This is a genomic window from Pseudomonas sp. VEM90 (genome assembly GCF_054611535.1).
Window position 1 is genome coordinate 148,847 of the sequence record NZ_JBTRAR010000004.1, and the last position, 21,308, is coordinate 170,154.

The 21,308-nt window shown below is 62.6% G+C and carries 19 protein-coding genes; 7 read left to right on the forward strand and 12 right to left on the reverse strand.

Annotated elements, in window-relative coordinates:
* Positions 1-10 precede the first annotated feature (10 nt).
* The 7 genes from ACYCCG_RS06270 to pilM all read right to left on the reverse strand — a co-directional run bounded on the left by ACYCCG_RS06270 (position 11) and on the right by pilM (position 6,931).
* The gene (locus tag ACYCCG_RS06270; protein ID WP_339443764.1) at positions 11-1,585 is read right to left on the reverse strand and encodes an SPOR domain-containing protein; all 1,575 of its coding nucleotides are present in this window, start codon (positions 1,583-1,585) and stop codon (positions 11-13) included.
* Between the two features lie 15 nt (positions 1,586-1,600).
* The gene (aroB, locus tag ACYCCG_RS06275) at positions 1,601-2,698 is read right to left on the reverse strand and encodes a 3-dehydroquinate synthase (protein ID WP_003249149.1); all 1,098 of its coding nucleotides are present in this window, start codon (positions 2,696-2,698) and stop codon (positions 1,601-1,603) included.
* Between the two features lie 96 nt (positions 2,699-2,794).
* On the reverse strand, positions 2,795-3,313 hold the full coding sequence (aroK, locus tag ACYCCG_RS06280; protein WP_176684787.1) for a shikimate kinase AroK: 519 nt from the start codon (positions 3,311-3,313) through the stop codon (positions 2,795-2,797).
* A 4-nt stretch (positions 3,314-3,317) separates the two neighbouring features.
* On the reverse strand, positions 3,318-4,580 hold the full coding sequence (locus ACYCCG_RS06285; protein ID WP_209969434.1) for a type IV pilus secretin PilQ: 1,263 nt from the start codon (positions 4,578-4,580) through the stop codon (positions 3,318-3,320).
* Positions 4,504-5,505, reverse strand: a complete 1,002-nt coding sequence (locus ACYCCG_RS06290) for a pilus assembly protein PilP (RefSeq protein ID WP_459669839.1) — start codon at positions 5,503-5,505, stop codon at positions 4,504-4,506. The genes ACYCCG_RS06285 and ACYCCG_RS06290 overlap by 77 nt, the downstream gene beginning before the upstream one ends.
* 11 nt (positions 5,506-5,516) lie before the next feature.
* Complete coding sequence (locus tag ACYCCG_RS06295) at positions 5,517-6,053, reverse strand: PilN domain-containing protein (RefSeq protein ID WP_176684785.1); 537 nt, start codon at positions 6,051-6,053, stop codon at positions 5,517-5,519.
* Complete coding sequence (pilM, locus tag ACYCCG_RS06300) at positions 6,050-6,931, reverse strand: type IV pilus biogenesis protein PilM (RefSeq protein WP_209969431.1); 882 nt, start codon at positions 6,929-6,931, stop codon at positions 6,050-6,052. Before pilM ends, ACYCCG_RS06295 begins: the two co-directional genes overlap by 4 nt.
* A gap of 206 nt (positions 6,932-7,137) precedes the next feature.
* Here pilM and ACYCCG_RS06305 point away from each other — a divergent pair, with 206 nt between their 5' ends.
* Positions 7,138-9,588, forward strand: coding sequence for a penicillin-binding protein 1A (locus ACYCCG_RS06305; RefSeq protein ID WP_459669841.1), 2,451 nt, complete (start codon positions 7,138-7,140; stop codon positions 9,586-9,588).
* A gap of 180 nt (positions 9,589-9,768) precedes the next feature.
* Here the strand turns inward: ACYCCG_RS06305 and ACYCCG_RS06310 are convergent, their stop codons facing one another.
* The 3 genes from ACYCCG_RS06310 to rpmE form a co-directional block, all read right to left on the reverse strand.
* Positions 9,769-11,037 carry a malic enzyme-like NAD(P)-binding protein gene (locus ACYCCG_RS06310; protein WP_003249133.1) on the reverse strand — a complete coding sequence of 423 codons (1,269 nt, stop codon included), beginning with the start codon at positions 11,035-11,037 and terminating at the stop codon, positions 9,769-9,771.
* Between the two features lie 178 nt (positions 11,038-11,215).
* Positions 11,216-12,037 (reverse strand): thermonuclease family protein, encoded by an 822-nt coding sequence (locus tag ACYCCG_RS06315; protein ID WP_176684781.1) that lies wholly within the window; start codon positions 12,035-12,037, stop codon positions 11,216-11,218.
* A 2-nt stretch (positions 12,038-12,039) separates the two neighbouring features.
* The gene (rpmE, locus tag ACYCCG_RS06320; protein WP_003249127.1) at positions 12,040-12,255 is read right to left on the reverse strand and encodes a 50S ribosomal protein L31; all 216 of its coding nucleotides are present in this window, start codon (positions 12,253-12,255) and stop codon (positions 12,040-12,042) included.
* 167 nt (positions 12,256-12,422) lie between these two features.
* Here rpmE and ACYCCG_RS06325 point away from each other — a divergent pair, with 167 nt between their 5' ends.
* From ACYCCG_RS06325 to ACYCCG_RS06335, 3 genes are all read left to right on the forward strand, one after another.
* Positions 12,423-14,642 carry a primosomal protein N' gene (locus ACYCCG_RS06325; RefSeq protein ID WP_459669778.1) on the forward strand — a complete coding sequence of 740 codons (2,220 nt, stop codon included), beginning with the start codon at positions 12,423-12,425 and terminating at the stop codon, positions 14,640-14,642.
* Positions 14,643-14,829: 187 nt separating this feature from the next.
* On the forward strand, positions 14,830-16,566 hold the full coding sequence (argS, locus tag ACYCCG_RS06330) for an arginine--tRNA ligase (RefSeq protein ID WP_209969416.1): 1,737 nt from the start codon (positions 14,830-14,832) through the stop codon (positions 16,564-16,566).
* A 1-nt stretch (position 16,567) separates the two neighbouring features.
* Positions 16,568-17,266, forward strand: coding sequence for an SPOR domain-containing protein (locus ACYCCG_RS06335; protein WP_053870424.1), 699 nt, complete (start codon positions 16,568-16,570; stop codon positions 17,264-17,266).
* Positions 17,267-17,358: 92 nt separating this feature from the next.
* Here ACYCCG_RS06335 and ACYCCG_RS06340 read toward each other — a convergent pair whose 3' ends face one another.
* Positions 17,359-17,778, reverse strand: a complete 420-nt coding sequence (locus ACYCCG_RS06340; RefSeq protein ID WP_010955634.1) for an NINE protein — start codon at positions 17,776-17,778, stop codon at positions 17,359-17,361.
* Positions 17,779-17,943: 165 nt separating this feature from the next.
* Here ACYCCG_RS06340 and ACYCCG_RS06345 point away from each other — a divergent pair, with 165 nt between their 5' ends.
* Positions 17,944-18,570, forward strand: coding sequence for a C40 family peptidase (locus ACYCCG_RS06345; RefSeq protein WP_176684778.1), 627 nt, complete (start codon positions 17,944-17,946; stop codon positions 18,568-18,570).
* 130 nt (positions 18,571-18,700) lie between these two features.
* Here ACYCCG_RS06345 and ACYCCG_RS06350 read toward each other — a convergent pair whose 3' ends face one another.
* Positions 18,701-19,696, reverse strand: a complete 996-nt coding sequence (locus ACYCCG_RS06350) for a type IV pilus twitching motility protein PilT (protein WP_459669782.1) — start codon at positions 19,694-19,696, stop codon at positions 18,701-18,703.
* A gap of 65 nt (positions 19,697-19,761) precedes the next feature.
* Between ACYCCG_RS06350 and ACYCCG_RS06355 the strand changes: the two genes are divergently transcribed.
* On the forward strand, positions 19,762-20,448 hold the full coding sequence (locus ACYCCG_RS06355; RefSeq protein ID WP_209969404.1) for a YggS family pyridoxal phosphate-dependent enzyme: 687 nt from the start codon (positions 19,762-19,764) through the stop codon (positions 20,446-20,448).
* Positions 20,449-20,486: 38 nt separating this feature from the next.
* Complete coding sequence (gene proC / locus ACYCCG_RS06360) at positions 20,487-21,305, forward strand: pyrroline-5-carboxylate reductase (RefSeq protein ID WP_459669783.1); 819 nt, start codon at positions 20,487-20,489, stop codon at positions 21,303-21,305.
* Positions 21,306-21,308: the final 3 nt, after the last annotated feature.

The window sequence follows — 21,308 nt, forward strand, 5'->3', positions numbered from 1 at the left end:
CCGGAAGGTATCAGCGGGCCGCGGCCAGCTCTTGTTGGACGCTGGCGACGGTACGTGGCCAAGGTTTACCAGCCTGGACCTTCGCTGGCAAGTTCTTGATTGCCGCAACCGCTGCGTCACGGTTGGCGAAACTGCCGTAAGTCACGACGTACAGGGGCTTGCCCTGCAGGGTTTTCTTGAAGTAGCGATAGTCGCCACCCTGGGCCTTGACGTAAGCCTGGGCCGACGCTTCGGAGCTGGTTCCGAGGATCTGCACCACATAGTTGCCAGGCTTCTGCCCGACATACCAGCCACCATTACCAGCGCTAGCGGCGGCTGGTTTTTCGGCAGCTTTGGGGGCCGGCTTGGCCACGGCGACCTGGGTCGGCGCTGGTGCTGGCCTTACAGGTGCAACCGGCTTGACGGGCTGGGTTGCGACAGGTTTCGGCGCAGGCGCAACCGACTGGGCAGGCGCCGGGCCAGCCGGCACACCTTGTGGCGGGGCGATGGTGGTCACGGTAGGTGGCGGGTTGCCAGGCTGCAGCGCGGTGTCGCCAGCCGGGCTTCCCTCTTCACCCTCGCCCATGCCTGCGGCTTGGGCCAGCGGTTCGCGCATCACCGGCTGCGACTGGCCAACCAGAGGCAGCGGCATTGGCTGGGAAGAGCCAGAGAACTCGATGGCAGCGCCCTGCTTGCCATCGCCCAGCGGCAACTGGGCTTGGGCGGCCGGCGCTTCGGCAGGGGCCTTGTCGCCTTTCTTGGGCATCAATACCGCGGCCGCAACGGCAACCACGACCACAGCGGACAACGCGAGTACATGTTTTGTAGGCATCTTGAACCCCATGGTTGGTCGCTTGGCCGTCGAGCGGCTGGCGATCATGGTTTCGATCAAAGTGTCACGGGCGACCTGATTGATGTTGCCAGGCCAGCCGTCGGAGTTTTCATGGATATCGGCGATCTGTTCACGGCTGAACACCTCGATGCCCCGGCCTGCCCCTTCCAGGCGCTGCTCCAGATACTCGCGGGTTTCTTCTTCACTGTAGGGCGCAAGCTCGATGATGTGGAACCGCTCTTCCTCGACATTGAGCTCGTCCAGCCCGGCAATCAGCGATGGCTCACCGAACAGAAACACGTGCGGACGCCCTTCAGGTACCCCCGCCGCCAATTCCAGCAACGCTTGGAGTGCAGACTCGTCGAGTTGTTCCGCATCGTCCACCAGCAAATACACTTCCTGCCCGGTCAGTGCCAGTTGCACCACCTTCGACAGGATCGCCTGCACCTCGGGCTGGGCGACACCCAACTCCTGCGCGACCTGCGCGAGCATACTGGAGGCATCGCTGGCGCTGCGGGCTGACACCACCACACTTTGCACAGCCTGCTTGTTGGTACTGGCCACCAGGGCCTGGCGCAGCAGCGACTTGCCGCTGCCCAATGGGCCACTGACCACCAGCATCAACTGGCTATAGCGCGCCAGGTGGTGCAGTTGGCCAAGCACGGGCTTGCGCTGGGCCGGGAAGAACTTGAAGCCAGGTACGCGGGGCGCGAACGGATCATGGCTCAACTGGTAATGGTCGAGAAAGGCCTCATCGGCATGCAAACTTGTCATTGCGCTGTCACAACCTCAAAGCTGGGCCACGATCGCGCGGTAATCCGCCGACAGCGTGGCCTGGAGAATCTCTTTCGAATAGTCGTCGGTCACCACGGCCTCGCCCATCTGGCGCAGCAGCACCAGACGCAAACGGCCGTCGAGCACCTTCTTGTCGACCGCCATGTGCTCCATGAAATGCGCCGGGGTCATTTCCTGTGGTGGCACCACCGGCAAACCTGCGTCCTGCAACAGGCGGATCCCACGATCGCGCTCAGCCTGATCGATCCAGCCAAGGCGCATGGACATTTCCAGAGCCATCACTGTACCCGCCGCCACGGCTTCGCCGTGCAGCCACACGCCATAGCCCATATGGGTTTCGATAGCATGCCCAAAGGTATGCCCCAGGTTCAGCGTGGCCCGTACGCCAGACTCGCGCTCGTCGGCCCCCACCACTGCAGCCTTGGCCGCGCAAGAACGGCGGATGGCCTCGGTCAGGGCTGCCGAATCGAGGGCACGCAGTGCCTGCATATTGTCTTCGAGCCAGGCGAGGAACGGCTTGTCGCAAATCAGCCCGTACTTGATCACTTCAGCCAGGCCTGCAGACAGCTCGCGCGCTGGCAGGGTCTTGAGGCTGGTGGTATCGATCAGCACCGCATTGGGCTGATAGAAAGCACCGACCATGTTCTTGCCCAGCGGATGATTGATGCCGGTCTTGCCACCCACGGAAGAGTCGACCTGAGACAACAGGGTAGTCGGCACCTGGATGAAGTCGACGCCGCGCTGGTAGCAGGCGGCAGCGAAACCAGCCATGTCACCAATCACGCCCCCACCCAGAGCGACCACAGTCGTACGACGATCATGGCGGGCTGTCAGCAGGCCATCGAAGATCAGTTGCAATGTTTCCCAGTTCTTGTGGGCTTCACCATCGGGCAACACCACTGGCAGTACCGAGTAGGCACCGAGGGCCTTGCTCAGGCGTTCGAGATACAGCGGCGCGACGGTCTCGTTGGAAACGATGGCAACCTGCCGACCCGCGATGTGCGGTGCCAGCAGCTCGGGCTGGTCCAGCAGGCCTTCGCCAATGTAGATCGGGTAGCTACGCTCGCCCAGGTCGACCTTTAGTGTCTGCATGTATCCCCACAATGTACTTGGGCGCGGCGCCATCCGGCGACCTGCGCGGTAACGTTGAGCCTCGCCTCGGCGCTGGAAGCCGAGAATAGTCCCGGGTTAACGGGGCGGCAACTGCTGCAAGCGCTCGAGAATATCGATCACCACCATGCGTGGTGGCCGCTCGTCGGTTTCAACCACCAGGTCGGCGATCTCGCGGTAGAGCGGGTCACGGGTTTCCAGCAAGGTGCGCAAGGTCGCCTCGGGATTGGCCGTGCGCAGCAGCGGGCGATTGCGGTCGCGCGCAGTGCGACCGACTTGCTGCTCGACCGAAGCATGCAGGTAGATCACCCGGCCACCCTGATGCAGCGCCCGGCGGTTAGCCTCTCGCATCACCGCGCCACCGCCGGTGGCCAGAACCACACCGTCGAGCGCGCACAGCTCGGCGATCATCGCTTGCTCGCGATCACGGAAACCCGGCTCGCCTTCCTTGTCGAAAATCCACGGGATGTTTGCGCCGCATCGCAGTTCGATTTCCTTGTCGGAATCCTTGAACAGCAGGCGCAGCTCTTTGGCCAACAGGCGTCCGATGGTGCTTTTACCAGCGCCCATGGGCCCCACAAGTATCAAATTTCGCACAGAATCAACGACTCACAGCAATCGCCTGGTCACTCATGATACGCGGAGTCAGGAAGACCAGCAGCTCGGATTTTTTCTCTTGTAATGCATCGCGTCGAAACAGCCGCCCAACATACGGCAGATCGCCGAAAAATGGCACCTTGTCGACTACATTGTTTTGCGAAGTCGAGTAGACGCCACCGATCACGATCGTTTCGCCGTCAGCCACACGAACCTTGGCATTGACCTCGTTCTTGCGGATCGGCGGTACGTTGTTCAAGGCATTGACGTAATCCGGCTCGTCCTTGGTCACCCTGACGGTCATGATCACCTTGTTGTCCGGAGTGATCTGTGGCGTTACTTCCAGCGACAGCGAGGCTTCGCGAAACGATACCGAGGTAGCGCCGCTTTGGCTCGTTTCCTGGTAAGGCACCTCGGTACCCTTGAGGATCCTCGCCGTTTCCTTGTCAGCCGTGACCACCTTGGGCTGCGAAATGATTTCGCCGTTGCCGCTTTTTTCCATGGCACTGAGTTCCAGGTCCAGCAACACGTCACCGCGCAACAAACCAAGACCGATACTGCTGCCGGCACGCTCCAGGCCGAGGTCGACGAACAGTTCCTTGCCAGGCCGCAGCTTCTCGCCGTACAGCGGCCCACCCCAGCGTACCCCCAGGCTTTTCTCGTAATCGACGTTAGCCTCGACGATACGCGCCTCGATCGCTACCTGGCGCACCGGCACATCCAACTGCGCCACCAACTGGCGCAACTCGGCCAGGCGCTCAGCGGGCAGATACACCACCAGCGTATTGGTGCGCTCATCGACACTCAGGCTACCCGTGGGGATGCCGTCACCCTCCAGACTTGTCTGCAGCAACTGCGCCAAATCGGCGGCCTTGGCGTGGTGAATGGGCAGCAGCTCCCGACGCAGTGGCTGCAGGTGCCCATCCAGCACCTGACTCACACGGGCGTCTGCTGATTGCGTGGCAAACTCGGCTGCAGGCGCCACCAACAGCACATTGCCCTCCTGACGCCGGGACAGGCCCTTGCTGCGCAGCACCAGATCAAGCGCCTGATCCCACGGCACATCCTGCAAACGCAAAGTGACACTGCCTTGTACTGCATCACTGGCGACCAGGTTGACGCCGGCGTAGTCAGCCAGCACCTGCAGCACTGCTCGCACCTCAACATCCTGGAAGTTCAGCGACAGGGGCTCACCCTGATAAGGCGTCGCCGAAGCCAACGGGATCGACAACAGGGTTGCCAGCAGGTATTTCATCCATGTTCTCATTCGGGTCCGAGGCCTCCTTGCCCAGGCGCTTGGCGAGGGTGATGAACGCTGTGCGCTCGTGCCATACCCCCGCCATGAACAGCCGCTCACGCACTTCGACCTGGCGTTGGTCTATATGCATCACTACCCCCTGATCGCGCCCTACCCGGTCACCCGGACGCACGCGATAAAGCTTGCCAGCCGCCATCAGCAGTGCCTCGCGCGCCGTCCCGCGCGCCAGGCTGCCGACCATTTCCAGCTGCGCCAACGGCACGCCGACCAGACCGGCGCTGGCCACTCGCGCCGCAGCGGGAGCAAACGGATCCACTTCAGGTGCAGCCATTGCGGCCCTTGCCGGCAGGTGCGCCAGCATTGCAGGTGCCTTCATGGGCGTAGCCGCGTGATAGGCATCAACCCGCAACTGCAGACGCAACAACCCAGGCTGGCGATCAACGGCTGCCAGACTCATGTCACTGCTGCGCAGAACCCGTGCCTGGCCTAACCAGTCGTCCAGCCACAACCGCAAGGCCGGATAACGCCCTACCACTTGCACCACCAGCGGTACCTTGCTGAACCCGGCCTGTTGTTCGCCCTCACCTACATCGAGGCGCTCGACAAGCAAGCCATGCGCATGCCCCGACACTGCCAGCCGCTCAAGCAGGTCGCTCATGCTCTCCCCGGCAGCCAGATACCAGTACGCCTCTTGCAACCGCTGCTCGACAAGCACCACTAAAGCCTTCAGCCGCTCCAGTTCTGCCAACTGCGATGCACTGGCTGCCTGCAGCTGGCTCAGCTCGACATGCCTGGCATCCTCACGCGCCTGCTGCTGTAACAGTGGGGGCAGGCGTATCGCGCAGCCGAGGCCGAACAGCACAACAGCTACCAGCACTGGCGCCAACCGTCGGAAGCGGCCTGAGCGCTCGACCACCGCCAGCCAAGCGTGCATCTGTGCTGCACTCACGACCAAAACGCCGCAACGCGAGCGGTCAGCAAAAACTCATCGCCGTCCGGCAGGCTCTTGATGCGCTTGAGTTCCAGATCGAGCAAAACGTTCGAGCGGTTCAAATCGCGCATGAACTGCGCAACCACAGCACCGGACGCAGCCACCCCTGTCATTTGCAAGCGGCCACTATCAAGGCTCAGGTCTAGTAGCTGCACACCTTCAGGCAGCGCCCCTTCAAGGTCGGCGAACACACCGGCCAATACATCCTGATGGGCACGCAGGCCTTCCAAAGCCACCGCACGGGCAAGTAACGCTTCATGCTGTGCACGTACCTCGACCAGCGGCTGCAACTGCTCACCCAGTACGCCAAGGGTCGCTTGGCGCTGGGTATTGGCCAACACCTGCTGCTGCCCGCGTTGGCGGGCCAGCTGATCGACCAGCATCACCGCGCACAAAGCCAACAGTGCGCCAGCAACCAGCTGGCCTCGAAAGCGCCGCAGCGCCGCCTGACGCTGCCGTTCGCGCCAGGGCAGAAGGTTCAGCCGCATCATGGGCGCAACCCTCCCATGGCCAAGGCGCAGGCCAGAAGCATCGACCCATCGACATGTTCAAGCCCTGCCAGCCCAGGCAGGTACGTGCACGGCACATTCAGCCGGCTGCCAAGGCCTTGCAGCCAGCCCGGATTGATCGATGAGCTGCTGGCAACCCACAACCCCGCGGGCAGGCTCTGCCCGGCAAGCAAAGCCTGCAGGCGCTCTGGCCATTGCCCGCTCATGTCCGGGCCAGCCGTTTGCAGTTCAAAGCGCTGGTACGCCCTGCCCGGCTGCCAGTCATGAAGGGTCACGCTGCGGGCTTCGACACGCAGCAGTGCTGCTCCCTCAAGGCCGCCCCGTGGCAACATGCGGCACAAGGCAATGTTGTCGACCTCGACGGCTTCCAACTGCAAACCCGCCTCCTCGACGACGGCTTCGAGTGACGCCAGCGCACTCTGCCGACAGGCAGCAACCATCACCTCGGAACAATCTGGCTGGTCATGGGAAGCCCCCATGACCTGAAAGTCCAGGGCCAGGTCTTCCAGCGGGAACGGAAACAGCCGCTCTGCATCGGCTAGCAACTGCGCCTCCAACTGTGCCCCATCCTCCTCCACGGGCAGATGGCACAACTTGCAGATAACCTGACTCGCCGGCAGCGCCAGCGCCACCCGGCGTTGCCTGATGCCGCTGCGCCGATAAGCTCGCTGCAGCGCAGCCACCACCACTTCAGGCTTTGCGACCCAGTCATCGGCCAGCGGCGTCTGAAACAGCTCTTGTGCCGACCCCATTACACGGCAGCGCCGATTGCGCTGCTGCAGTTGCATTATCCGAACGGCGTCGGGCGTGATTTCCACCCCCACGAGTGAACCGGCATCCTTGCCGAAGCGTCCAAGCATGGCGACTCCTTTGCTGTCTGTTGCAGCTGCCAAGCGCAGCCACCTGTCGCAACCCCGCGGCAACACTGGGCCGGAGCTACTCATCGAGTCGACGGGTAGCCTGGCCGGTCACCCGGAGAGGCGAAAAATGCTTATAATGCCCAGCGTTTTTTGGTCCACCGGACCTGCGTGCAATCCACTCCCAACCTGGACACCGAAAAGCCTTGATACGTCTGCTGAAGTTCTTCTGGTGGTCTTCCGTCGCAGTCATCTGCGCGCTCGCACTCGGTGTGAGCGGTGCGTTTCTGTATCTTAGCCCCAGCCTGCCCTCGGTCGAGTCCCTCAGAAGCATCCAGTTGCAGATCCCCCTCAGGGTGTACAGCAGCGATGGCAAGCTGATTGCCGAATTCGGCGAAATGCGCCGCTCGCCGATCCGCTTCGCGGATATTCCCCCACAATTCATTCAGGCGCTGCTGTCAGCCGAGGACGACAATTTCCTCAACCATTACGGTGTCGACCCCGGCAGCCTGATGCGAGCCGCGACCCAACTGGTGAAAACCGGTCATATCCAGACCGGCGGTAGCACCATCACCATGCAGGTGGCGAAGAACTTCTTCCTCACCAGCGAGCGCAGCTTCTCACGCAAGACCAACGAAATCCTGCTGGCCCTGCAGATCGAGCGTGAGCTGACCAAGGACGAAATCCTTGAGCTGTACGTGAACAAGATCTACCTGGGCAACCGCGCCTACGGTATCGATGCAGCTGCACAGGTGTACTACGGCAAGTCCATCCGTGACGTGAGCCTGGCGCAGATGGCGATGATCGCGGGCCTGCCCAAGGCACCGTCACGCTTCAACCCGCTGGCCAACCCGGTGCGTGCCAAAGAGCGCCGCGACTGGATCCTCGGGCGCATGTACAAGCTGGGCAAGATCGACGAGGCCAGCTACCAGGCCGCCCTGGCCGAGCCGCTCAACGCCAGCTACCACGTGCCGACGCCTGAGGTGAATGCCCCGTACATCGCTGAAATGGCACGCGCGGAAATGGTCGGCCGCTACGGCAGCGACGCCTACACCGAAGGCTTCCGCGTCACGACCACCGTGCCTAGCGACATGCAGGAAATGGCCAACAAGGCCGTTCTCAAAGGGCTCTCCGATTACGACGAGCGCCACGGCTACCGTGGCCCTGAAGCACGTTTCCCGGGTCGCACCCAGGCAGCCTGGCTGAAGGAGCTGGGCAAGCAACGCACCCTTGGCGGCCTGGAGCCAGCCATTGTCACCCAGGTGGAACAAACCGGCCTCAAGGTGCAGACCCGTGACGGCCAAGAGGCGCAGGTTGCCTGGGAGACCATGAAATGGGCGCGTCCGTTCATCAACAACAACGCCCAGGGCCGCGCACCGCAATCGCCGGCCGATGTGGCCCAGGTCGGTGACCTGGTGCGCCTGCAACGCCTTGAAGATGGCACGTTGAAATTCAGCCAGGTGCCCGCTGCGCAAAGCGCCCTGGTCACCCTAGACCCGAACAACGGCGCCATCCGCGCCCTGGTTGGCGGTTTCTCGTTCGAGCAGAGTAACTACAACCGCGCCGTGCAGGCCAAGCGCCAACCGGGCTCAAGCTTCAAGCCATTCGTCTACAGCGCCGCGCTGGACAGCGGCTACACCGCTTCCAGCCTGGTCAACGATGCGCCGATCGTGTTCGTTGACGAGTCGGTAGATAAAGTGTGGCGACCGAAGAACGACAACAACACCTTCCTCGGCCCTATCCGCATGCGTGAGGCGCTGTACAAGTCGCGCAACCTGGTGTCGATCCGCCTGCTGCAAGCCATGGGCGTGGATCGCACCATCGACTACATCGCCAAGTTCGGCTTCAACAAACAGGATCTGCCGCGCAACCTGTCGCTGGCCCTGGGCACCGCTACCCTGACCCCGATGGAAATTGCCACCGGCTGGAGTACCTTTGCCAACGGTGGCTACAAGATCACCCCGTACCTGATCGACCGCATCGAAAGCCGCAGCGGCGAGACACTGTTCACCGCCAACCCGGCCCGCGTACCGCAAGGTGCCGAGGACCAGGCGGGCCTGGCCGCCCCCGAGCAGCCAATCAGCACTGCGGCCATGCCAGGCGAGGCACCTGCTGCCCTCAGCCAGGTGGCCGCCGCACCGCAAACGCCAGCAGTGGCCGAACAGATCATCGACGGGCGTACCACCTACATCCTCACCAGCATGCTGCAGGATGTGATCAAGCGCGGCACCGGCCGCCGGGCCCTGGCCTTGGGCCGCACCGACCTGGCGGGCAAGACGGGGACTACCAACGAATCCAAGGACGCCTGGTTCTCCGGTTACAACGCCGATTACGTGACTACCGTTTGGGTCGGCTTCGACCAGCCGGAAACCCTCGGCCGCCGCGAATATGGCGGGACTGCGGCACTGCCGATCTGGATGAGTTTCATGGGCGCGGCGCTCAAGGACAAGCCTGCGCATGCCCCGGCAGAGCCGGAAGGCATTCTCAGCTTGCGCGTCGACCCGGTCAGCGGTCGAGCAGCATCGCCGAGCACACCGAATGCCTACTTCGAGCTGTTCAAAGCCGAAGATTCACCGCCGTCGGTGGACGAACTGGGCAATGGCGTGGCACCGGGCAGCCCGCTGCCAGCCGATGAAGCGACGCCGATGGATCTGTTCTGAAACAGGGCGCCTGACTCAGGTTTTGCGTGGGCGCGTGAATCGAGCGCCGCGCAGGCGGCGCTCGATCTGATAGGCGCCGCAAGTGCCCTGACGAACACCCTGCAGCCCTGACACATTCCCAAGCCCCAATAAAAAGCCCCGGCTCATGCGAGCCGGGGCTTTTTAGTGTCGCTGCGGCAATCAGCCGTTGAACACTTCATCCACGCTGGTCAGCGGGTAATGCTTCGGATAAGGCAGGGTAGCCACGCCAGATTCGATGGCGGCCTTGGCCACAGCATCGGAAACGACGGTGATCAAGCGTGCATCCAGCGGCTTCGGAATGATGTACTCACGGCCGAACTCCAGGCCTTCAACACCATAGGCTTCGCAAACTTCCTTCGGCACTGGCAGCTTGGCCAGGTCTTTCAGGGCGATAGCGGCAGCGATCTTCATTTCTTCGTTGATACGCTTGGCGCGAACGTCCAGAGCACCACGGAAGATGAACGGGAAGCCCAGCACGTTGTTGACCTGGTTCGGGTAGTCGGAACGACCGGTCGCCATGATCACGTCGTTGCGAGTGGCATGCGCCAGCTCTGGGGAGATTTCCGGGTCCGGGTTCGAGCAGGCGAACACGATCGGGTTGGCGGCCATCGACTTCAGGCCTTCTGGGCTCAGCAGGTTCGGGCCAGACAGGCCTACGAACACGTCGGCACCGTCAAGGGCGTCGGCCAGGGTGCGCTTGTCGGTGGCGTGGGCGAACTGCGCCTTGTATTGGTTCAGGTCGTCACGGCCAGCGTGGATCACGCCACTACGGTCGATCATGAAGATGTTCTCGACCTTCGCACCCATGCTTACCAGCAGCTTCATGCAGGAGATGGCAGCAGCGCCGGCGCCCAGGCAGACGATCTTGGCGTCTTCCAGTTTCTTGCCGGCGATTTCCAGGGCGTTGATCATGCCAGCGGCAGTCACGATGGCAGTACCGTGCTGGTCATCGTGGAACACCGGAATGTCGCACTGTTCGATCAGGGTACGTTCGATTTCAAAGCACTCAGGTGCCTTGATGTCTTCAAGGTTGATGCCACCGAAGGTGATCGAAATGCGGCGAACGGTGTCGATGAACGCTTGCGGGCTTTCCGACTCGACTTCGATGTCGAACACATCGATACCGGCGAAACGCTTGAACAGAACACCCTTGCCTTCCATGACCGGCTTGGAAGCCAGTGGGCCAAGATCACCCAGACCGAGGATGGCAGTGCCATCGGAAATCACCGCAACCAGGTTGCCTTTGCCGGTGTATTTGTAAGCCAGCTCTGGATCACGGCCAATTTCGCGCACCGGCTCTGCAACACCTGGGCTGTAGGCCAGGGCGAGATCACGGGCGGTGGCAGTGGGCTTGGAGAGTTCAACGCTCAGTTTCCCCGGACGAGGTTGAGCGTGATATTCGAGAGCGGCGGTTTTCAGGTCTGACATGGTGGGCATTCCGCTATTTACTGTTCTGACGGACCGCCGAGGATACGCAAAGAGCCGGGGAGCCACAAGACTGGCCGGTCACTTGTGTCAAGGCCTTTAGCCTACGACTTTACGCTACAACCCACGGGGGCATACGACCTACAGTGTGTACAATCCTGCATAGAAATGTCTACATCTTTTAGCCTGAAGTACGCTCCAACATGCTCGGATCGGTCAATGGCAACACCCAGCGTCGCTGCTCGTGCTTGAGGCCACCCCTGCGGGAACGATCCAGCACCCAGCCGCGCGCTTCGACCTGGCGTCCCTTGAGGTTATCGAAGAAGCTGGCAGGGAAGTTGCGCTGCAGACGAGCGGGAACCTGCAGCACCATGGTACTGCCCAGAGTAAGCCAGACCCCGCCACGGTTTCGCTCGATGCCTTCGATACGACCACGTACAACAGCGAACCCTGACTGCCTGACGTCGCCTGCAGGCACCACGGGTGAACGCCGCCACAGGCCAGCGCCAGCCTGGCGCGCCACTTGTTCGGCAAGCTGCTGGCAGCCGCTGAAACGCACATTAGGGGCAATTGCCACGCGATAGCCCAAGCCCTCGCTAAGCAATTGTGCTTGCAGATTGTCGCCATTGCGGCTGTAGATGTGCGCCAGTGTGCGACCGTACTTGTCTTTGCCTTCAACACCAGGCACCAGCCCGACGCGATGGTCACTGGCCTTTACCAAGGCCTGCAATCGCCGCCTGGCAGCTTCGGCATAAGGCTCACTGCTACGTCCCTTGCGACCGATTTCCGGTGCATTGATGCCGATCAGCCGCACACTGCGGCCATCGACCAGACGCAAGGTGTCACCATCGACCACCTGTCGTACCGCTACCCATTGGGGTTTATCCGGCTGCGGGCAGAACGCCAGGACCGGGAAATGCCAGATAACGCCCACAAAAAAGGCGCCCACAAGGGGCGCCTTCTTCAGCAACAATGCGAAACCCGAAGGAATCGCCATGCGCATGATTACTTCTTGGCACCGAACATGCCGAAGCGATCGGCGAACTTCTGTACGCGACCACCGGTGTCCAGAACTTTCTGCTTACCGGTGTAGAACGGGTGGCACAGGTTGCAAACGTCGATCGACAGGACATTGCCCAGGGTCGAACGAGTTTCGAACTTGTTACCGCAGCTGCAGGTGACTGCAACTACTTCGTAGTTCGGGTGGATACCTTCTTTCATGGTCACTTCCTCGAGCTGCGTGCCGCCACCCAACACCAATTGTTGAATACCGCACGTAATTAGGCGGCGAATAATACCAGAGCACACCGTCAGCGCAAGATGTCGCTTGCACCGACCGTCGTCTGCTAGGCTCGCCAGTCCTTGTAACGCCCTCCGAGACTTTTCGCGTGTCCGACGTCATCCTGCGCCTTGCCCTGCCCTCTCCGCTGCGGCGCCTGTTCGACTACAAGGCACCGGCGAGCATGGCGCGCCTGACCTTGACCCCTGGCATGCGTATCCGCGTGCCCTTTGGCCGCCGCGAAATGATCGGTGTACTGATAGAAGTGTGCACACAGAGCGAAGTGCCCGCCGACAAACTGAAGCCGGCCACTGCCCTGCTCGACCCGGTGTCCCCCATCCCAGCGTCGCTGTTCAAGTTGTGCCTGTGGACCGCCCAGTACTACCAGCACAGCCTGGGCGATACCCTGAGCTGGGCGTTGCCCACGCTGCTGCGCCAGGGCGAAGCCGCCGAAATGCGCCAAGAGCGTTTCTGGCACATAGCCCCTGGCGCCCGCCTGGAAGACCCGCGCATTGCCCGCGCGCCGCGCCAGCGCGACGCCCTCAAGACCCTGGCCCAGCATCCGCACGGCGTGGCCCACAGCCTGCTGGCCAAACTCAACCTGAACAAGGACAGCCTCGACCTGCTGCTGGCCAAGGATCTGGTGCAGGTCGAGACGCGCCGCCACCTGCCGGCACTACGCCATGAGCACTGGCTGGCACAACCGGAACTGCCGCTCAACGAAGAACAACGTGATGCCTTCGACGCCGTATGCGAAGGCTTTGGCGGTTTCGGCGCGTTCTTGCTGGCCGGCGTCACCGGTAGTGGGAAGACCGAGGTCTACCTGCAACTGATCCGCGAAACCCTGGAAGCCGGCAAGCAGGCGCTGGTGCTGATCCCGGAGATCAACCTCGGCCCGCAAACCCTTGCTCGCTTCGAGCAACGCTTCAACGCGCGTATTGCCCTGCTGCACTCGGCGGTGAACGACCGCGAACGCCTGGATGCCTGGCTAGCGGCTCGGGACGGCGAGGCCGATATCATCATCGGCACCCGCTCGGCTTTGTTCACGCCGATGAAAAACCCCGGCCTGATCATCATCGACGAAGAGCACGACGGCTCCTATAAACAGCAGGAAGGCCTGCGTTACCACGCCCGCGACCTGGCGCTGGTACGCGCTCACCAGGAGAACATTCCGATCCTGCTCGGCTCCGCCACCCCGTCGCTGGAAACCCTGCATAACGCCCTGACCGGCCGTTACCGCCTGCTGCGTATGAACCAGCGCGCCGGAGGGGCACGCCCGCCGCGCATGCTGCGCCTGGATGTGAAAAGCCTGCCGCTGGACAGCGGCATCAGCGGCCCGCTGCAGCAGGCTATCCGACAGACGCTGGAAGCCGGCCAACAAGTGCTGGTGTTCCTCAACCGCCGCGGCTTTGCTCCAACCTTGCTGTGCCACGATTGCGGCTGGCTGTCCGAATGCCCACGCTGCGATGCGCGCATGACCGTGCACCAGCGCTCCGGCGTGCTGCGCTGCCACCACTGTGGCTATGACGAACGCCTGCCGCACCAGTGCCCGCAATGCAACCACGTCGACCTGCGCCCGGTCGGCGCCGGCACCGAGCGCGCCGAAGAGCGCCTGAAGGTGCTGTTCCCGGATTACCCGATCCTGCGTGTGGACCGCGACAGCACGGCACGCAAGGACGCCATGCACAACCTGTTCAGCACCATCCAGCGCGGCCAGCCGAGCATCCTCGTCGGCACCCAGATGCTCGCCAAGGGCCACCACTTCCCGCGGGTGACGCTGGTGGCCATCCTTGATGCCGATGGCGGGCTGTTTTCCGGCGACTTCCGCGCCAGCGAGCGCATGGCACAACTTATCGTGCAGGTGGCCGGGCGGGCCGGGCGGGCCGAAGAACCCGGCAAGGTCATCATCCAGACCCACCTGGCAGACCACCCACTGCTGGTACAGCTAACCGAGCAAGGCTACTTCGCTTTCGCCGAACAGGCCCTGGACGAACGCCGGGCCGCCGGGCTGCCGCCCTACTCACACCTGGTCTTGCTGCGTGCCGAAGCACACAAGCCGGGGCAGGCCGAAGGTTTCCTCGACGAAGCCTGTGCCGCCGCCGAGCGCCTGGTGGCCGAACAACGCCTGCCGGGCATCGAACTGCTGGGCCCGGTACCGGCACCCATGGAGCGTCGCGCCGGACGATTCCGCGCGCAACTGTTGATACAGGCCAATACCCGGGCGCCGTTGCATCGACTGATCAGCGCCTGGTTGCTAGTGTTGGAACAGATGCCAAGCGGGCGCCAGGTGCGCTGGTCGCTGGATGTCGACCCGGTAGACCTGTATTGAGCTGCAAGCTGCGAGTTACCAGCCGCAAGCATGCGCCGGGTGGGTGCGATGCCGCTTTTTCTTGCAGCTTGTGGTCTCCAGCTTGCCGCCCAAAGGTTGGCAACCTGCTCCCGGCAACGGATAATGCCCAGTTTTTCCACCTGCGCATCCAGGCGCTCACCGCGCTTGCGGTCGAAAAGAGATCCCCATGAAAGACACCATTCGCCAGCTGATCCAGCAAGCCCTCACCCAACTCGTCACCGACGGTGTGCTGCCTGAAGGGCTGTCGCCGGCGATCCAGGTGGAAAACGCCCGGGACAAGACCCACGGCGACTTCGCCAGCAACATCGCCATGATGCTGGCCAAGCCGGCCGGCATGAAGCCGCGCGACCTCGCCGAAAAACTGATCAACGCCCTGCCGGCCAGCGCCGACATCAGCAAGGTTGAGATCGCAGGCCCCGGCTTCCTCAACTTCTTCCAGAACACCGACGCCCTGGCCAACCGCCTGGATGCCGCCCTGGCCGACGCCCACCTGGGTGCGCGCAAAGCCGGTCCGGCGCAAAAGGTGGTGATCGACATGTCGGCACCCAACCTGGCCAAGGAAATGCACGTCGGCCACCTGCGCTCGACCATCATCGGTGACAGCGTTGCACGCGTGCTGGAGTTCCTGGGCGACAACGTCATCCGCCAGAACCACGTCGGCGACTGGGGTACCCAGTTCGGCATGCTGATGGCCTACCTGCAGGAAAACCCGATCACCAGCGACGAGCTGTCGGACCTGGAAAACTTCTACCGCGCGGCGAAGAAACGCTTCGATGAATCGGAAGAGTTCGCCACTCGCGCCCGCGGCCTGGTGGTCAAGTTGCAAGCCGGTGACCCCGAGTGCCTGGCCCTGTGGACTCGCTTCAAGGATATCTCGCTGTCGCACTGCCAGAAGACCTACGAGTTGCTCAACGTCAAGCTGACCATGGCCGACGTGATGGGCGAAAGCGCCTACAACGACGACTTGGCCAACGTGGTGGCCGACCTCAAGGCCAAGGGCCTGCTGGTGGAAGACCAGGGCGCCCAATGCGTGTTCCTCGACGAGTTCAAGAACAGCGAAGGCGACCCCCTGCCGGTGATCGTGCAGAAGGCCGACGGCGGCTACCTGTACGCGACCACCGACCTGGCTGCCGTGCGTTACCGCAGCAACGTGTTGAAAGCTGACCGCGCACTGTACTTCGTCGACCAGCGCCAGGCCCTGCACTTCAACCAGGTGTTCGAAGTAGCCCGCCGCGCAGGCTTCGTCAGCCACCCGATGCAAATGGAGCACATGGGCTTCGGCACCATGAACGGCGCCGACGGCCGCCCGTTCAAGACCCGTGACGGCGGCACCGTGAAGCTGATCGACCTGCTCACCGAGGCCAAGGAGCGCGCCTACGCGCTGGTCAAGGAAAAGAACCCGAGCCTGGCCGACGACGAACTGCGCCACATCGGCGAGGTGGTGGGCATTGGCGCGGTGAAATACGCCGACCTGTCCAAGCACCGCACCAGCGACTACAGCTTCAACTTCGAGCTGATGCTCAACTTCGAAGGCAACACCGCGCCTTACCTGCTGTACGCTTACACCCGCGTAGCCGGCGTGTTCCGCAAGCTGGGCAAAGGCTTTGACGAAGTCGACGGCAAAATCGTGCTGCAGGCTGCCCACGAACAAGATTTGGCCGCGCGCCTGGCGCAGTTTGGCGAAATTCTCAACAACGTCGCCGAAAAAGGCACGCCGCATGTGCTGTGCAGCTACCTGTACGACCTGGCCGGCCTGTTCTCCAGCTTCTACGAGAACTGCCCGATCCTCGCTGCCGAAACCCCTTCGCAGCAGCAGAGCCGGCTGCGCCTGGCCGCCCTGACCGGCCGCACCCTCAAACAAGGTCTGGAACTGCTCGGCCTGGAAACCCTGGAGCGCATGTAAGTTGGCTGCCAAGAAAAAACCTGCTCCGAAACGCGGCGCCAGCCGCCAGACGGCACCGGCCAAACAGCCGATCCCCGGCTGGGTATGGCTGGCGGTCGGCCTGACCGTAGGCGCCTTCATCGTGTTCCTGATGAAGCTCGAACCCGGTGGCGACGACATCAAACGCACCAAACCCGAGCAGCAGAAGCCGGCGAAAACGGCCGAAGCCGGCAAGCCAGCGCAAGCTACCCCGCAACAGCCGGTGAAGCCGAAGTACGACTTCTACACCCTGCTGCCGGAGTCTGAGGTGATCGTGCCGCCGGAAGCCGTACCGGAGAAAACGCCACCAGTGCCGGCCCAGCCGGTAGCCCCGGTGACGCCTGCAGAAGCGGCGAAAATCGACACGGCGAGGGCACAGGCAGCGCTGCTCGGCCAGACCCCGCCACCGCCACCCCCCGTGATCAAGCCGGCGGCAACCACGCAGTACTTCCTTCAGGCCGGCTCGTTCCGCAAGCAGGCCGATGCCGACAAGGTACGGGCACAGATCATCCTGCTGGGCCAGTCTGTGAAGGTGGAGTCAGGCACGGTCAAGGAAGAAACCTGGTACCGCGTGCTGGTCGGGCCGTTCAGCAACCGCGAGCAGCTGACCGGGGCTCAGAAGCAGCTGGCTGGGGCCGGTTTCAGCAACCTGTTGCTGCAACAGCGGCAGACCCGCCAGTAACGAAGAAGGCCTTGCCGCAGCGATGCGACAAGGCCTTTTTTCATAGGGGCGGGCTAGCCCTTGAATGGGCTGTAAAACAGCCCCCGGCACCGTCAGCCCCGTCCCGCATTCCTTTCGGACACCTGGCTGTTCAACGTCCAGAAGTCATACAGCACCCCCACCAGAAACAACCCGCCGGTAAAGAAGTAGATGATCGCGGTGATCCACTTACCCTGATACAGCCGGTGCAGGCCAAACACACCCAGGAAGGTCAGCAGAATCCAGGCGATGTTGTAGTCGATACGCCCCGATTGAAACCTCAGGTCGGCTTCACGATCCATGGACGGAATCAGGAACAGGTCGATCAACCAACCAATGCCCAGCAAGCCCAAGGTGAAGAACCAGATGGTCCCGGTAATCGGCTTGCCGTAATAGAAACGATGGGAACCGGTGAAGCCGAAAATCCACAGCAGGTAGCCGATGGTTTTGCTGTGGGTGTCGTGAAAGGGCACCCCCTGTTGATAACTGTTCATTCATAGCCCCTGTGGGTTATCCAAAAATTTTCTAAGAAAAAATGTGACTTTTTCGTCGCAAGCCGACATACGGCACCTGGACAATCGACCAACGGATCAATAACTGATCAAAAAGCTGTTATAAAGTTGCGCGCCAACACACAACTATTCATAAGAGCTTCATCTATGCCGCCTTTGATCAAGACATGGCTGACCCTCTGCCTATTATTGCCCTTGGCCGCCCACGCCACCAATCGTGAGCAACGTCTTCCCAATGGTTTCACCGGCTACACGACCAACGCCTCGGTGAAACGCGCCCCCGTCAAACAGACCGCGCTACACGCCCGCCCAAGCAATGCCGCCAGCAGCCACGGTGCGCAGGTCACCGCCATGTCGCCGAAGCAAAGCAGCGATGTGCTCAGCCGTGCGGTAAATGTGCTCGGCACCCCTTATGTTTGGGGCGGCAGCAGCCCGAAAAAAGGCTTTGACTGCAGCGGGCTGGTCAAATACGCCTTCAACGACATCGCCGACGTCGATCTGCCGCGCACCTCCAATGCGATGGCCAAGGGCCACGGGGTGAAAGTGGCCAAGAAAGATCTGAAGCCTGGCGACCTGATTTTCTTCAACATCAAGAGCCGTCGGGTCAATCACGTCGCCATCTACCTGGGTAACGACCGTTTCATCCACGCTCCACGCCGTGGCAAGCGCGTGAGTATCGATACCTTGAGCAAGCCTTACTGGCAGAAGCACTACGTGGTGGCCAAACGGGTGCTGCCGAAAGAGCATCAACAGCTGAACCTGGCCAAGCGTTAATCTGATCGGCGCTATCCGGTACCGGCCCCTTCGCGGGCACGCCCGCTCCCACAGGTACCGCGTCGCTCTCGCGGGCAGCGCCATACCTGTGGGAGCGGGCGCGCCCGCGAAAGGGCCTTTGCAGGTACTACTAGCTTTTGATCAACCCTCGCTCCCTCAGCCTCCGCAACGCCCCCTCCATCGTCCGCATCCCCTCTGCCGCGCCGCCCTGCATCACCGAAGACAACTGCGCCAACCGCCCCTCCCGAACCAGGTTACGCACCGCCGGCGTCGCCACCAGCACTTCCCGCACAGCCACCCGCCCACCGCCCACGCGCCTGACCAGCACCTGCGCGACCACCAGGCGCAGCGACTCGGCCAGCATCGCCCGCACCAACGGTTTTTCCTCGGCAGCAAAAACCTCCACCAACCTGTCGAGGCTGCTGGTCGCCGAACGCGCATGCACGGTTGCCAGCACCAGGTGCCCGGTTTCGGCCGCGCGCAGGGCCAGGCGAATGGTTTCCAGGTCGCGCAACTCGCCGATCATGATCACGTCCGGATCCTGGCGCAGCGCACTGCGTAGCCCCTGAGCAAAGCCGCGGCTATGGCGCCCCATCTCACGCTGGTTGACCAGGCTGCGCTGGCTGCCATGGATGACCTCGACAGGGTCTTCCAAAGTAATGATGTGCAGTGCCCGCTCGCGGTTCAGTTGGTCGAGCAGCGTTGCCAGGGTGCTGGACTTGCCACTGCCGGTCGGCCCGCCCACGAGGATCAAGCCATCACTGCATTGCGCAACAGCTTGAAACACATCCGCAAGGTCCAGCTCGCTCACCGTGGCAATTCGCCCCGGAATCAGCCGAAAGGTCGCCGCCGGGCCATTCAACTGGCGAAACAGGTTCAGCCGAAAGCGCCCAAGCGTCGGCAACTCCAGCGCAAGGTCCAATTCATCGCCTTGGGCCCACTGCTGGCGCTGGTGGTCATCCAGCACGCTCGCCATGCCCTCGATCACGGCACCCGCGCTCAAGGGCGGCAAGCCCATACGCTGCAACTCGCCATCCAGGCGCAGCATCGGAATCTGGCCCGTCGCCAGGTGCAGGTCCGAAGCCCCCGCATCCACAGCTCGGGCCAACAGGTCGGTCACATCCATGAGACTCCCCAAAGGCCTTCAAGCAGGTAGAATGCCGCAGACCCTACAGCTGCCGGCATTGATCCATGTCCACCCTAGCAGACAACCTTTCCGCGATTTCCGCCCGTATCGCCAGTGCTGCCCAGGCAGTCGGGCGTGATCCGGCCAGCGTCCAGTTGCTGGCCGTGAGCAAGACCAAGCCCGCCAGCGCTATCCGCGAGATCCATGCCGCCGGTGTGCGCGACTTCGGGGAAAATTACCTACAGGAAGCACTGACAAAGCAGCAGGCGCTCAGCGACTTGCCCTTGATCTGGCACTTCATCGGCCCCATTCAGTCGAACAAGACCAAAGCGATCGCCGAGCACTTCGACTGGGTACATTCCGTGGACCGCCTGAAAATTGCCCAACGCCTGTCGGAACAGCGCCCTGCCGGCCTGGCACCGCTGAACATCTGCCTGCAGGTGAACGTCAGCGGCGAAGACAGTAAATCCGGCTGCGCCCCGGCTGACCTGCCCGCGTTGGCCGTAGCCGTAGCCGCACTGCCCAACCTGCGCCTGCGCGGACTGATGGCAATCCCCGAACCCACCGAAGACCGCACCACCCAAGAGGCCGCGTTCGCCAGCCTGCGCAAGTTGCAGGAAGGCCTCGGTCTTGGCCTGGATACCCTGTCCATGGGCATGAGCCACGACCTGGAAGCGGCCATCGCCCAGGGCGCGACGTGGGTACGGATTGGCACGGCCCTGTTCGGTGCCCGCGACTACGGCAACACTTGATTCCATGTTTCACTCACTCTTTCCCACAAGGACCTGACATGAGCAAGACACGTATTGCCTTTATCGGCGCCGGCAACATGGCCGCCAGCCTGATCGGTGGTCTGCGTGCCCAGGGCCTGGACGCCTCGCAGATCCGCGCCAGCGACCCGGGCGCCGAGACCCGCAGTCGCATCCAGGCCGAGCACGGCATTGAAGCGTTCGAGGACAACGCCCAGGCCGTCGATGGCGCCGACGTCATCGTGCTGGCGGTCAAGCCACAAGTCATGAAAACCGTCTGTCAGGCGTTGCAACCCAACCTGCAGGATGGCCAGCTGATCGTTTCCATCGCCGCCGGTATCACGTGCGCCAGCCTGCAAAGCTGGGTGGGCGCTCGCCCGGTAGTGCGCTGCATGCCCAACACCCCGGCATTGCTGCGCCAAGGCGTGAGCGGCCTGTACGCCACCGCTGAAGTGTCCGGCGAACAGCGTCAGCAGGCCGAACAACTGCTGTCGGCCGTGGGCACCGCCCTGTGGCTGGAGCAGGAACAGCAACTGGACGCCGTGACTGCTGTGTCCGGCAGTGGCCCGGCGTACTTCTTCCTGCTGATCGAGGCCATGACTGCGGCCGGCGAAAAACTCGGCCTGCCACGCGAAACCGCCTCCCAACTGACCTTGCAGACGGCCCTGGGCGCCGCGCGCATGGCGGTTGCAAGCGATGTCGATGCCGCCGAACTGCGCCGCCGCGTCACCTCGCCCGCCGGCACCACGGAAGCGGCAATCAAGTCGTTCCAGGCCAGCGGCTTCGAAGCCATCGTCGAGCAGGCGCTGCAGGCTGCAGCCACGCGCTCCGCCGAGCTGGCCGAACAACTGGGCAAATAAGGA